At 71.7% G+C, this 13,959-nt stretch carries 10 protein-coding genes; 5 read left to right on the forward strand and 5 right to left on the reverse strand.

The features are described 5' to 3' along the window. Positions 1-8: 8 nt before the first annotated feature. Positions 9-812, reverse strand: coding sequence for an NAD-dependent epimerase/dehydratase family protein (locus BIU89_RS10590; protein ID WP_139178968.1), 804 nt, complete (start codon positions 810-812; stop codon positions 9-11). A gap of 10 nt (positions 813-822) precedes the next feature. After that, entirely contained in the window at positions 823-1,434 is a 612-nt protein-coding gene (locus BIU89_RS10595) for an endonuclease domain-containing protein (protein ID WP_175475005.1), read from the reverse strand. Between the two features lie 534 nt (positions 1,435-1,968). Between BIU89_RS10595 and BIU89_RS10600 the strand changes: the two genes are divergently transcribed. Continuing rightward, complete coding sequence (locus BIU89_RS10600; RefSeq protein WP_027464994.1) at positions 1,969-2,958, forward strand: LacI family DNA-binding transcriptional regulator; 990 nt, start codon at positions 1,969-1,971, stop codon at positions 2,956-2,958. Between the two features lie 103 nt (positions 2,959-3,061). Here the strand turns inward: BIU89_RS10600 and BIU89_RS10605 are convergent, their stop codons facing one another. The 3 genes from BIU89_RS10605 to BIU89_RS10615 form a co-directional block, all read right to left on the reverse strand. Further along, entirely contained in the window at positions 3,062-3,709 is a 648-nt protein-coding gene (locus BIU89_RS10605) for a TrmH family RNA methyltransferase (protein ID WP_071246433.1), read from the reverse strand. Positions 3,710-3,730: 21 nt separating this feature from the next. Next, the gene (locus BIU89_RS10610) at positions 3,731-4,429 is read right to left on the reverse strand and encodes a TetR/AcrR family transcriptional regulator C-terminal domain-containing protein (RefSeq protein ID WP_071246435.1); all 699 of its coding nucleotides are present in this window, start codon (positions 4,427-4,429) and stop codon (positions 3,731-3,733) included. A gap of 181 nt (positions 4,430-4,610) precedes the next feature. Beyond that, the gene (locus BIU89_RS10615; protein ID WP_139178971.1) at positions 4,611-8,081 is read right to left on the reverse strand and encodes an SdrD B-like domain-containing protein; all 3,471 of its coding nucleotides are present in this window, start codon (positions 8,079-8,081) and stop codon (positions 4,611-4,613) included. Positions 8,082-8,261: 180 nt separating this feature from the next. Here BIU89_RS10615 and BIU89_RS10620 point away from each other — a divergent pair, with 180 nt between their 5' ends. The 4 genes from BIU89_RS10620 to BIU89_RS10635 all read left to right on the forward strand — a co-directional run bounded on the left by BIU89_RS10620 (position 8,262) and on the right by BIU89_RS10635 (position 13,925). Then, positions 8,262-9,059 carry an HAD-IIA family hydrolase gene (locus BIU89_RS10620; RefSeq protein WP_027464991.1) on the forward strand — a complete coding sequence of 266 codons (798 nt, stop codon included), beginning with the start codon at positions 8,262-8,264 and terminating at the stop codon, positions 9,057-9,059. Positions 9,060-9,245: 186 nt separating this feature from the next. Beyond that, positions 9,246-10,439, forward strand: coding sequence for an EfeM/EfeO family lipoprotein (locus BIU89_RS10625; RefSeq protein WP_071246439.1), 1,194 nt, complete (start codon positions 9,246-9,248; stop codon positions 10,437-10,439). After that, on the forward strand, positions 10,436-11,884 hold the full coding sequence (gene efeB / locus BIU89_RS10630) for an iron uptake transporter deferrochelatase/peroxidase subunit (protein WP_254791592.1): 1,449 nt from the start codon (positions 10,436-10,438) through the stop codon (positions 11,882-11,884). Before BIU89_RS10625 ends, efeB begins: the two co-directional genes overlap by 4 nt. 61 nt (positions 11,885-11,945) lie before the next feature. Continuing rightward, positions 11,946-13,925, forward strand: a complete 1,980-nt coding sequence (locus BIU89_RS10635; protein WP_254791594.1) for a phospholipase C — start codon at positions 11,946-11,948, stop codon at positions 13,923-13,925. Positions 13,926-13,959 lie beyond the last annotated feature (34 nt).

Below are 13,959 nucleotides of genomic sequence, written 5' to 3' on the forward strand. Positions count from 1 at the left end.
TCTTCTGCTCACGAAGTGCGTTCGCCGAGCGGCTGGTGCACCATCCCACCGCCGAGGGTGCTCAGGTCGTCGGTCGGCAAGGCAGCACGGGCGTCCGCGTCGAGCACGGCGGACGCGTCGTCGAGGGGGTGGAACCCGATGCGCTCCCCGGCGGACAGGGCGGCCGGCGACCCGGTGTTCCGCGACAGGGCCCAGACCACGTGGTGCCCGGGATCGCGGAGCGCCACGGTCGCGAGCACCAGTCGCGTCAGGTCGTCGGGCGAGGTCCACATGAGCAGCCCCCGGGTCGTCGGCGGCAGCGCCCCGAACGCACCGATCCGCGCGGACACGATCGACATCTCGTACCGATCGGCGAACAGGCTGCCGAGCAGTTCCATCGCCGCCTTCGTCACGCCGTAGTACGTGTCCGGACGGGGCAGCCGGTCGCCGGGCACGCTCCCCGGCTGGTCGAGAGGTTCGGGCACCAGCCCCACCGCGTGGATCGAGCTCGCCTGCACCACCCGGAGCACCCCGGCGGCGGCCGCCCGTTCGAGCACGTTCTTCGTGCCGGTCAGGTTCGCCGCGATCAGGTCGTCCCAGGCGGCCTCGGTCGGGATGCCCGCCAGGTGCACCACGGTGTCGACCCCGGCGAGCGCATCGTCCAGCGCCGCCGGGTCGTTCACCGAACCGGGCACGAACCGTTCCCCGGCGACGATCGGATCGTGGGGCCGCTGTTCGTCGAGCAGCACGAGGTCGTGTCCCGCGGACCGCAGTCGAGGACGCAGGGCGCTCCCGATCCGACCCGCGGCTCCGGTGATGAGCAGCGTCGCCATGCTGCGGACGCTACCCGCGGCGCGCGAGCAGTGACCTCAGCTGTGCGACCGCGTCGAACGCCGGGGTGTCGAGGTCGGACTTCGTCCACCGGACGACCGCCCAGCCGAGTCGTTCCATCTCGCGGTGGCGGCGGAGGTCACGGCCCCACTGCTCGGCGTCGGTCCGGTGGTGGTCGCCCTCGTACTCGATGACGACGCGGTGCTCCGGGTAGGCCATGTCGACGCGGCCGACGAACCGACCGTCTTCGTCGAGCACGTCGACCTGCAGGTCGGGCTCGGGCAGCCCCGCACGGACGATCGCCAGTCGCGCTCTGGTCTCCTGCGGCGACCCGGCACCCACCCGCACGAGCTCGAGCGCCACGCGCAGTCGTCGGACACCCGATCGCGCGCCCGCCAGGGCGACGGCGGCAGCGAGGTCGTCGATCGTCGTCCCGCACCGTCGTTCCGTGACGATGGCGTCCCCGAGTACGACGAGCTGGTCGACCGAGAGCATCGCACCGCAGTCCACCCACAGCGCTGCGGGCGTGCTCGTCGGCATCCCCCACCGCTCCGTCACCCGGGCACGGTCCGGTGTGATGCGGTGCCCGACGACCCCGCGGCGGCGCGGTTGTGCGATCGGCACGGGACTCGTGACGTGCACCGGTCCGTCGTCGGCGAACGGGACCGGGAGCTGCCAGAGGACCGCTGCCGAGACGTGACTGATGAACTGCCCGGGAACCAGGACCGGCCGGAACGCCCGGATCCGGTGGACCGGGTCAGGCGGACGGTCACGTGCCCATCGGATGGACCGGGTCGGCCGGATCAGGTCACGCCGTCGGAGTCGTTGTCGGGAGACGCCCAGGCGGTCGGCGGCACCGACGTCGAACGTGCGCCCGCGCAGCGGTGTCGGAAGTGGTCGTGCTCGCATGACCACCACGTTCGCGCCCCGCGCCCACCGCCCGCGCGCCGAACGCGACTTCTGTGCACAACGCACCCCGGGCCTCCCGTGTGGAGGACCAGCCACGCGCAGATCGTGAGCAGAAATGGTCGGGTCGCCGCCCCGCACCCGACCATTTCTGCTCACGAAGCGAAACCGCCACCCACCACGACCCCGCCCGGCCCATGTCACGTCAACCGCTACGATCGACGCACGAGCCAACGGAGGTCGAAGCGCATCATGGGAGACGGCAAGCCCGCGACCATCTACGACGTCGCCGCACGCGCCGGGGTCTCGAAGTCCCTCGTCTCCCTCGTGCTGCAGCGCTCCCCCCGGGTCAGCGACCAGCGCCGGGCCGCCGTGCTCAAGGCCATCCAGGAACTCGACTACCGCCCGTCCACCGCGGCCGTCTCCCTCGCCGGCACGCGCAGCCGCACGATCGGCGTGGTCCTCGACGACTTCCGCAACCAGTGGTTCGTGGACCTGCTCACCGGCCTGCGCGAGAGCCTGCAGGACCAGGGACACCGGCTCGTGGTCGCCGACCGGTTCCTCAACACGGGGCTCGATGCCTCTCCGGTGGAGGGCTTCCTCTCGATGCGCGTCGAGGGCATCGTGATCGCTGGCGAGCCCACCACGGACCTCGCGATCCCGGCCTCGATGCCGCTCGTGATCGCTGGCGGCCGGGTCGCGATCCCCCGTGCCGACACCGTGGCGAACGACGACCACGCCGGTGGCGGCATCGCGGCGCAGCACCTGCTCGACCTCGGCCACACCCGCCTCGGGTTCGTCGGTGCGAGCTCGGCGGCCTCGGCCGAACGCCAGGCCGGGTTCGCGCAGGCCGCGGCGGCACGCGCGTCCGTCGTCACGACGGTGCTGCCGGGAGAACCCACCGAAGAGGCCGGTTCCCGCGCCCTCGGCATGCTCCTCGACGAGCACCCGGACGTCACCGCGGTCTTCGCCGCGAACGACGTGATGGCCCTCGGCGCCCTGTCGGAGCTCGCCGAACGCGGGTTGCGCGTCCCCGAGGACGTCTCGGTCATCGGCTACGACGACACCCCGGTGGCCGCGATGCGCTACGTCGGACTGACGAGCATCGACGACCGCAGCGTCGAGATCGGCCGCGGCGCCGGCGAGCGCCTGCTGGCCCGGATCGCCGATCCACGGATCGCCGCCACGGAACTCCTCGTCGAACCCCGTCTGGTCGCGCGCCGCACCACCGCCGCGCGCTGACGGGGCAGCCCGTACTCCGGCCTGGAGGCCCGTCCTGCGTCCACCCCGCCCGCTTCGTGAGCAGAAATGGTCGGGTTCAGGGCCCGTGCCCGACCATTTCTGCTCACGAAGTCGCGCCGGGCAACTCCGCGTGCTGGACGACCCAGCTGTGCATGACGATCGCCGCGGCGGCCGACGCGTTGATGCTCCGCGTCGACCCGAACTGCGTGATCTCTAGGTGTGCGTCGGCACCGGCGACCGCGTGCTCGGTGAGCCCGGGGCCCTCCTGCCCGAACAGGAACACGCAGCGCTCCGGGATCGTCGCGGTCTCGATGCGCTCGGCACCGGGGGTGTTGTCGATGGCGACGACGGGACGCTGTTCCTCGGCCATCGCGGCGAGGAACGCCTCGACGTCGGGGTGGTACCGGACGTGCTGGTACCGGTCGGTGACCATCGCTCCGCGCTTGTTCCACCGGCGTCGTCCGATGATGTGCACGGTGCCGGCCAGGAAGGCGTTGGCGCTCCGCACGATCGACCCGATGTTCAGGTCGTGCTGCCAGTTCTCGATCGCCACGTCGAACGCGTGCCGGCGGGTGTCGAGCTCGGCGACGATCGCGTCCATCGACCAGTACCGGTAGCGGTCGAGCACGTTCCGGGAGTCCCCCGCGGCCAGCAGCTCCGGGTCGAGCTGCGGGTCGTCGGGCCAGGGTTCCGGGTGCGGCCCCACCCCGTTGGTCGTCAGCTCGTGCGACGGTTCGGGCGCTGTGGTCACCCGACCAGCGTACGGCCGAGGTCAGGCGCTGTGGTCCGGGTGGTCGATGCGCGACTCGATGCCGGCGATCAGGATGTCGAGGCCGAGCGCGAACCGGTCGTCGTAGGAGTGCTCGCCGAGGATCTCACCCACCAGCCGGTGCCGCTCGGGGCGTCCGGCCTCGGAGTCCCCGCGCCCGACCTGCACCCCGGCGTGCCCGACCACGAAGTCGTAGACGACGAAGAAGGCGTACATCGCCTCGGCCGGCGGCAGTCCGGCGTCCTGCAGGGCACCGACGACCTTCGCCACGACGGCGTCGGACTCGGTCGAGGCGAGCGGGGCGCGCTGGCTGTGCGACTCGAGCACGAGCGGGTGGGTGCGCATCAGGTCGCGGAACGTCGTGGCGAAGGTGCGGACGACGGCGTGCCACTCGTCCGGCCAGACGAAGGTCGCGGTGAACTCGTCGACGGTGCGGCGGACGAGTTCGGCGTGCAGGTCGTCGAGGCCGCCGATGGTCCGGTGCACGGTCATCGGGGCGACGCCGAGCCGCACGCCCAGTGCCCGGAAGGACAGGCGGTCGAGGCCGTCCTCGTTCGCGATGGTCGTGGCGGCGTCGATCACCTGCTCGCGGGACAGCACGTTGGGGCGGCCCCGGCGTCGTCGCGGCGTCACCTCGAGCTCCGTCTCCGACACCGGAGTGGGTCGGGGCGCGGTGGACGGGGTTCCGGGTTCGACGAGCACGAGGGGGCCTCCTTGATTCGGTACGTGTCCCGAAAAGCGTAGGGCAAAAGCCGACCGCGGTTCGGTGTCTCGACCATCTCGGGTCTGGCAGCAGCGCGCAAGAGCCGCTCCGGGCCTCCCGGCCCTTTCTGAGCGGACCGTCAGTGGGGCCGCGGCGACTGCCTCGCCGCGGCCCCACTGCTCAGCGCTGGCTCGATCCGCGGGTGCGACGTCTGCGCGCCGCGAGGAGGCTACCCAGGGCCAGGAGCAGCACCGCTGTCACCGCCGCCAGTCCGAGTCCGTCGGCTCCGGTGAACGCCAGCCCACCGCGTGCCGGGTCGCGGGATCCGTCGCCGGTTCCCGCCGCCTCCGCGTCGTCACGGCCGCCGGGTGTTCCCGAAGACCCGGCGCTCCCGGCGTTCCCGGCGTTCCCGGGATGTCCGGGCGTGCCGGGCACTCCCGGGCCACCTGGCGTCACCGGCGGTCCGGTCGGTGTCTCCGTTGCGGGCAGGAGCCCCGCGTCGACGGTGCGGTCCTGTTCGATGTGCTCGAGCTGGCCCTCGTCGGAACGGATCGCGGCGAGTTCGACGGGGGCGGTCACGCCGGAGGCGTCGGCGTCGGAGTCGATCGCGCGGTCGTCGCCGACGAGCTCCTTCGTGAACTCCCGACCGTCCGGTGCCGTCCAGTGCACGCTGTACGAGCCGGGGCGCAGGTCATCGAAGGTGTACTCGCCGTCGCCGTTCGTGGTGGTGGTCCGGCGCACGGCGTCGCCGCGGTCGTCCGAGCCGGTGAGGCGGACCGAGACGTCCGCGATGCCGGGTTCGTCGTCGTCCTGCAGACCGTCGCCGTCCTCGTCGGACCACACGAAGTCGCCGATCGAACCGGCCACGACGGTGACCGTCGCCGGGTTGGACTGGACCGGGAGCGCGAGGTTCGAGGCGCGGAGGCCGAACCGGTTCGTGTACGCGTCACCGTCGCGCTGGCCCGCCGTCGCGACCACGACCCGGTGTGTGACGGTCTCGCCCACTCCCACGGGGGCGGTCCGCAGGATGCGCGCAGCCGTGACGTCCGCGAGCCCGGCGGGGCACCCCTCGGTGCCGAACGCCGACGCCGAGCACCAGGTGGTGGTGCCACCGCCCTGGTTCGACGGGTCAGCGGCGTCGAGCACGACGTCGCGCGGGGCGCGGCTCGTGTAGCGGACGCGCTCACCGGCTGCGGCGGCGACCGCGATGGGCTCGGCGAGTCCGACCGTGCCGTGGAAGGTGGAGTTGCGGGTGTCCCCCCGGTACGGAAGGACGTCGATGACGTCGAGGCCGTCGATCGGGGTGGCGTCGATGTTCGTGTACCCGAGGTCCCACTCCAGGTGATCCCCCGACACGACGACCGGCTCGACGGCGGTCTTCTCGACGCCGACCCCGCCGGTGGCGACGACCTGGATGGCGCGCTGGGCATTGCGGAAGGCCTGCGGCGACTTGTCCGTCGGCGAAGCGATGTCCGTCACGTTGGTGATCGCCCCCGCCGGGGCGAGCTTCGAGACCGCGGCGGTGTACGTGATCGGGTCGATCGCCTCATTCGGCCGGACCGCTGTCGTCCAGGTGAGACGCTGGACGTCGTTGCCGTCGTCGTCCTTCGTGGTGTCGATCTCCGGTACCTCGGAGGCACTGCCGGCGACGTAGGTCACGTGGTTCGGCAGCACGTCCCGCACCGTCACGGAGGTCTCCTTCCCCGTGGTGTTGCCGTTCGTGAGCGACGGGTACAGGGCGTAGTCGACGGTGTCGCCGGCGACGGTGAAGGTGGTCTCGTCGGGGGTGTCGGCCGCGTCGTGGCCCGGGTCGACGATCTTCTTCTGGATCCGGGCGAGGTTCTCGGTGAGGATGACGCTGTCGGACAGGGGACCGGCACCGAGGTCCGCGTCGGACCAGACGTCGTGCGCCCAGCGCTCCGAGCGGTCACCGAACCACGCGTGACCGAAGTCGTAGGCCCGCGTGCCGTCCGCGGCGTCCTCGGTGGTGACGTAGCTGTAGAGCGTGCCGTCACTGCCACCGGGGACGTCACCGGTCGCGCGGACCGCTCCGACGGCGTCGATGCCGCCGGGGACGTCTTCCGGCTGGTCGTACCAGGGGCCGTCCTCGTCGTCGCAGGTCGCCTTCTGGCCCGCGGAGGGAGCGGTCATGTCGTACGCGGCGTACTGCACCTTCGCGCTGGTCATGCCGCTGGTGAACGCCGCGACCCCGCCGCCGCCGACGCGGGTGACGTGCTGCGTGTCGCGGTCGAAGGTGTCGCAGAGGATCGCGTTCTCGAACGACGCCAGCCCCCTGTTGGAGGCGCTGACGTCGCTCCGGAGCAGCGTGCCCGGGGTGGCCCACGGGTCGCCGTCGCGAGCAGAGCCCCGCTCGACGGCCTGCCCGTCGCCGATGACCCGGAGGAGCCGCTTCTGCGCGGAGCCGTCTGCGTACTCGAGGACGTTGCGCTTGGCGGAGTTGTCACCCGTCGGTTCCGTGCCGCCGGGGAAGTTCGGCGCTCCGCTGACGGACGTGGTCTGCAGCGGCGTGAAGGTGTTGACCGACTCGACCGAGGTCCCGGTCGGAGGGTTGGGCATCCAGAGGCTGATGTAGCCGCTCACGAAGTAGGGCTTGGCGCCGCCGGCGATCGGCCCGTTCGTGAGGCTCCTCGAGGGGACGTGCTCGGGGTCGGTGACCGTCCCGGTGATCGTGACGTCGACAGCCCGGCCGGGGGCCGCCTGCTCGCAGGAGAACGCACCGGAGTCCGTGACCGCTTGCTCGCCGCCGCCGCTGCCGCCGGGCAGGCCGCCCATCCGCCAGTCACCCGGCTCGTTCGGGCCGCAGACGGGGTTGCCGCCGTTCCACAGGACCGCATCGGAGGGCACGGCGCCGAGGATCTGGGAGAGGTCGTCCGTGAACGTCATCGGGCCGGCGCTCTTCTCGAACCCGAGGAGCCCCTGCCCGGACACGAGCGGCTGCCAGTCCACGGCGATCGGGTAGATCAGCTGCAGCCCCTTCGTCGTTCCGTCCGGACCGGTGACGTCGGTCCGGAGCGATGACGCGTGGACGTTCTTGCTCAGGTTGTAGCGCGCGGCTGCGGACACTGTGACGGCGTCGGCGACCGCGGTCACCGGGCCGTTCTCGGCCTCGTCCGCCGTCGCGGTCACCGGGACGGCGAGCGTGTCGCCGTTCTGCAAGTCGCCCGAGACGTCGAGGACGATCGGCACGGAGACCGTCCGGCCTTCTCCGAGCGTGCCGATGTTGCAGGTCAGCACGGCCCCCGAGACAGCAGAGCCGGGGCGGACGCAGATGGTCGGGACCCCTGCCCACGACGTGCCGGCGGGGGCGGTCACGGTGAAGCGTTCGTTCGTGCTGGTGCCGCCGTTCGAGTTGAGGGAGACGCGGTACGTGACCGCGTCCATCGTGCGGACGATGCCGTTCTTCTCGCTCGCGTCGCCACCAGCGCCGTCCGACGGGGTGAAGGGGCCGTTGCCGTCCTTCGTGACGTCGATCGCGACGGCGACCGTGCTCTGCGGCGCGGCGGACGCGGTGCCGTCGGGCCCTTCCGGCTCGCTCGCCGCCATCGAGGCGGTCGGCAGGACAAGACCGAGGACGACGCCAGCGGTGGCCAGCGTCGACACGGCGATGCGCGCTCTACTTCGAGATCGCATGGGTCTCCTTGTTCTCGCGAGGCTGATGTCCCGCAGATCGGGGGGACGAGGACCGCCCCGACCGGCAGCGTACGCACACATTGCATGTAACAACAATTATTCATGTTCCGCATATCGCTGATGGTGATTGCCGAGCCTCGAGACGGCAGGCGCGAACCCCTGCGCAGTAGGGTGAGGGCCATGGCGACCCGAGACGACGTCGAGTGCTGGCTGACCGACATGGACGGCGTGCTCGTCCACGAGAACCAGGCGCTCCCCGGCGCTCCGGAGCTCATCCAGCAGTGGCTCGACGACGGCACCGAGTTCCTCGTGCTGACGAACAACTCGATCTTCACGCCGCGCGACCTCAGCGCCCGGCTCCGCGGCTCGGGCCTGCACGTGCCCGAGGAGCGGATCTGGACGAGTGCGCTCGCGACCGCGGACTTCTGCAAGTCACAGATGCCCGGCGGCTCGGCGTTCGTCATCGGCGAGGCCGGCATGACGACCGCTCTGCACGAAGCCGGGTTCATCATGACCGAGACCGCTCCCGACTACGTCGTCGTCGGCGAGACCCGCAACTACTCGTTCGAGGCGATCACCAAGGCCGTCCGGCTCATCCGCGCCGGCGCCCGCTTCATCGTGACGAACCCCGACGCCACCGGCCCGAGCGCCGAGGGGGTCCTGCCGGCGACCGGCGCCATCGCCGCGATGATCGAGAAGGCCACCGGCAAGCAGCCCTACGTGGTGGGCAAGCCGAACCCGATGATGTTCCGCTCCGCGATGAACCGGATCGGGGCGCACTCCGAGAACACCGGCATGATCGGCGACCGCATGGACACCGACGTGCAGGCCGGCATCGAGGCGGGGCTGCACACCGTGCTCGTGATGACGGGCATCAGCGACCAGGCGGAGATCGACCGGTACCCGTTCCGCCCGAGCGAGGTCATCTCCGGCGTGCACGAGCTCGTGCGCACCGAGCCCTTCGAGGTCGAGCTCTAGCGCGAGCCCGACGGCGGGTCGGTTGCCGCCGACCGCCCTGATGACGATCGGGTGAACAGAACCGTTCCCCGGTGAACGACGGGAAAACTACCCCGGGAGCGATCCTAAGGTTGCCCTGATTGGAGCCCAAAGCGGGTCTGATCAGGGTTTTCTGTGAATCGCTACAGGATGGGGTCATCGGTGCCGATGTCGGTTCGTGCCACGACGGCAGTGGTCGTCGGCGCGCTCGGAGCGCTCGTGGGGACCGCGATCGTCGCGCCGCACCTGGTCCCCTCGTCGGCGCCGCACACGGCGGCGGCCTCCGTGCAGGCCGGCACCGACGCCTGCGGTGCGGGGTGGCCGGCGAGTCCGGACCGCGCCCTCGCCGGCCCGCAGACGTTCCGGATCCACAACACGTCCGTCGCCGGGATCGAGGTGCAGCTGGTCGACCCCACGAGCGGCGCGGTCTACCTCGACGCAGAGGGGCTGGGGGCAGGCGCGACGCACGACTACGGCGTCCGACTCCCACGCGGCCAGTACCGCTTCCGTTGCCTGCCCGCCGACGCGAACCCGAGCACCGGACCGGTCGTCCACCTGCGCGGTGCCGCCCACGTCAGCGACGAGACCCCGGGGATCGTCCCGGTCACCCGCGACGACCTGATCCCCGCTGCGAAGTCCTACGGCACCTGGATCGAGAGCCGCCTGCCGGCGCTGCTCGACGACGTGCGTGCGCTCGACGCCGACGTCCGTGCAGGCGACGTCCGGGCGGCGCAGCGGGACTGGCTGGTCGGTCACCGCGAGTACGAGCAGCTCGGAGCCGCCTACGGGGCGTTCGGCGACGACGACACCGCGATCGACGGCGTCCCCGCAGCCGGACGGACCGCGCTCGACGACCAGCACCTGGCCGGGTTCCACCGTGTCGAGGCACTGCTGTGGTCGGGCGGCCCCAGCAGCCGTGCCGTCGCGCCGGCCGACGCCCTGGTCGCCGCGGTCGCGCACCTGCGCCGGACGTTCCCCACCCAGCGGGTCGACCCGCTCGACGTCGGCCTGCGCGCGCACGAGATCCTCGAGAACGCGCTGCGCTTCGAGGCGACCGGGGCCACCGACGCCGGCAGCCACACGGCTCTGGCCACGATCGACGCGAACATCAGCGGGACGGAACACGCGCTCGAGCCGCTCCGGCCGATCCTGCGGACCCGATACCCGGGGTTGCCGGCCACCGATCGTGCGCTGGCGACCCTCCGCGCCGACGTCGCATCGCACCGACGGACCGACGGCAGCTGGGACACCCTCGACGGCCTCGGCCGGACCGACCGCGAGCACCTCGACGCCGACCTCGACGCCGCACTCGAGCGGCTCGCCCCCGTCGCCGCCATCTGCGACCCGAGGAGGACCTCGTGACCGAACGACCGCAGTGCCAGGGCCCGCAGGGGCACCAGATCCAGCAGGACCCCCGGCGCCGGCAGCACCCACGCGGGATGGACGCGGCGACGTACCGACGGATGGCCGAGGCGCACGCCAGCCTCGGGCTGTCCGTCGACGGCAGCGCGTGCCCAGCCGGTGGTCCGGACGACCGGGAACCGTCGACCACGGGAGCCCGCGGGCTCGGCCGTCGCGCGTTCCTGACCAGCGCGGTCGGGGCCGGTGCCGGAGCCGCTGCAGCGGCAGCGGGCCTGACCGCCGGGGGCGGGACGGGCCTCCAGACAGCAGCCGCGACCACCGGCGGTGCCGACGCGGCCTCGTACGCGTTCCACGGCGCCCACCAGGCCGGGATCACCACACCGGCGCAGCGACAGTCGGCGTTCCTGGCGTTCGACGTGACCGCGGCCAGCCGCGGGGACCTGGCCGGCCTGCTCCGGACGATCACCGAGCGGGCCCGTTTCCTCACCCGCGGCGGCACGCCCGCCGACGTCGGGATCACCGCGCCGCCGGCCGACTCCGGCGTGCTCGGACCGGAGGTCGCGGCCGACGGGCTCACCGTGACGGCGAGCGTGGGTGCCTCGCTGTTCGACCACCGGTACGGTCTGGCGGGGCAGCGCCCGGCGCGGTTGCGGACGATGGAGGACTTCCCGAACGACGACCTCGACCGGTCGGTCTCGGACGGCGACCTGCTGCTCCAGGTGTGCGCGCACAACACCGACACCGTCCTGCACGCCGTCCGCGACATCGCCCGGGCCACCCGCGGCGGCATGCAGGTGCGCTGGCGGCAGGACGGTTTCGCCTCGCCGCCGCGCCCCTCCGGCACCCCGCGCAACCTGCTCGGGTTCAAGGACGGCACGGGCAACCCCTCCACCGCCGACCGAAGCGTGATGGACGACCTGGTCTGGACCCGCGGCGGACAGGACGGCGAACCCGACTGGGTCACCGGGGGCAGCTACCACGTCGTGCGGACCATCCGGATGTTCGTCGAGTTCTGGGACCGCGTCTCGCTGCACGAGCAGGAGAACATGATCGGCCGCCATCGCGACTCCGGCGCCCCGCTCACCCGCAGCGGCGAGTTCGACGACCCGCGGTACCAGGACGACCCGACCGGCGACGTGATCCAGATGGACGCGCACATCCGGTTGGCGAACCCGCGCACGGCCGAAGCCCGTGCGCAGCAGATGCTCCGACGCCCGTACAACTACGACAACGGCACCGACACGAACGGCGACCTCGACATGGGCCTGTTGTTCGCCTGCTTCCAGGCCGACCTGGAACGGCAGTTCGTCGCCGTGCAGAAGCGCCTGGTCGACGAGCCCCTCGTCGACTACGTGTCGCCGGTCGGCGGCGGCTACTTCTTCGCCCTGCCCGGGGTCCGCCACGCGGACGACTGGCTGGGCCGTCGACTGTTCGCACGCACCTGACCGGGCCCGCCGGCCCCACTGCTTCCCCATCCCCACCGTCCCGACCAGTGAGAGGTTCCTCGTGTTCCGACCTTCCGAACGACGCATCCAACAGGGCGCGCTCGCCATCATGGTCCTGGCGGCCGTCGCGGGGACGGCCATCGCCATCCCGCAGTCGGCGTCCGCCGCGGACAACTCCCTGAAGACCACCACCCCCGTCAAGCACGTCGTCGTGATGTACGACGAGAACGTCTCGTTCGACCACTACTTCGGCACCTACCCGAAGGCCGCGAACACCGACGGCACCCGTTTCACCGCGGAGCGCGGCACGCCGACGGTGAACACGCTCGCGTCCTCCGGCACCCTGACGAAGAACCCGAACGCCTACGCACCGTCACGGTTGACGCCGGCCCAGGCGCTCACCTGTGACCAGAACCACAACTACCTTCCCGAGCAGAAGGCCGTCGCCGGTGGCGCCATGGACAAGTTCGTCGAGAGCACCTCGGTGGACACCTGCACGGGGCTGTACGGATCGCCGGGCCTGACGATGGACTACTACGACGGCAACACGACCACCGGGCTGTGGAACTACGCCCAGAACTACGCGATGAGCGACAACGCCTGGGACACCGGCTTCGGCCCCTCCACCCCCGGAGCGCTCAACCTGATCAGCGGCAACACCCACGGCGGCACGGGCGTGGACTCGGTCACCGGCGCCACGGTGCCGACCTCGACCTCCGTCGTCGCGAAGGACGCCGCGGGCCAGGGCACCGTCACGGCCGACCCGGACCCCGCCTACGACGACTGCTCCGACAAGGACCGCACGTCGACGTCGAACCTGGTGAAGATGTCCGGCAAGAACATCGGCGACCTGCTCAACGCGAAGGGCGTCACCTGGGGCTGGTTCCAGGGCGGCTTCACCCCGACGACGGCGTACGCGGGCACCGGCACGCTCGCCAAGTGCGACGCCACCACGACGAACGTGGGCGGGTCGGTCAGCAACGACTACTCGCCGCACCACAACCCGTTCGCGTACTACGCGTCGACGTCGAACCCGCACCACCTCGCGCCGACGAGCGACCGCATGATCGGCTCCACCGACCGGGCGAACCACCAGTACGACCTGTCCTCGTTCGACACGGCCCTCGCCGAGCACCGGATGCCAGCCGTGTCGTTCCTCAAGGCCCCCGAAGCCCAGGACGGGCACGCCGCCTACTCCGACCCGCTCGACGAGCAGAAGTTCCTGACGTCGAAGATCAACGAGATCGAGCAGTCGCCGGAGTGGTCGAGCACGGCCATCGTCATCAACTACGACGACTCGGACGGCTGGTACGACCACGTCGCGCCCACCATCCTGAACGGCTCGACGGACTCCTCGAACGACACCACGGTCTGCACCTCGGCTGCGACCAAGGTGGGTGTCGCCGGCGGATACCTCGACCGGTGCGGCCCCTCGCAGCGGCTGCCGTACCTGGTCATCTCGCCGTTCGCCAAGCAGAACCACGTCGACCACACCGCCATCGAGCAGACCTCGACCACGAGGTTCATCGAGGACAACTGGTCGACGGGCCGGATCGGTGACCAGTCGTTCGACGCTCGGGCGGGGTCCCTCCGCGGCATGTTCGACTTCACGCACCCGCAGCACCGCGAGGTGCTGCTGAACACGACGACGGGTGCGGTCTCGCGGATCGTGTCGACGGCCGTCACTCCGAAGCCGACCCCGAAGCCCACGGCGAAGCCGCACGCGGGGACCGGCGGCGGGACGGGCTCGAGCGCGGGATCCGGGCGCGGGGCCGGTACGGGTTCGGGTGCGGGTACCGGCAGCGGCACGGGTGGCGGGGCGGCGCCGGCCTCGAGCGCCTCGGCCGGAGCCGCGGGCGCGGGCGCGGGCGCGGGGCAGACCGTTGCCGCCGACCCGTCCGCGGCCGATCCGTCCGCGAAGCGCCTGGCCTTCACCGGCGTGCAGCTCACCGGGGTCACGGTCGCCGCGATCGTGTTCCTGATGGCCGGCATCGCACTGGTCGTCGTCCGTCGTCGACAGCTCCGCCGTCGGGCCGACTGACACGCAGCGTCGGGCCGACCGACACGGAACCGAA

The sequence above is a fragment of the Curtobacterium sp. MCBA15_005 genome (assembly GCF_001864855.1).
Lineage (GTDB): Bacteria > Actinomycetota > Actinomycetes > Actinomycetales > Microbacteriaceae > Curtobacterium > Curtobacterium flaccumfaciens.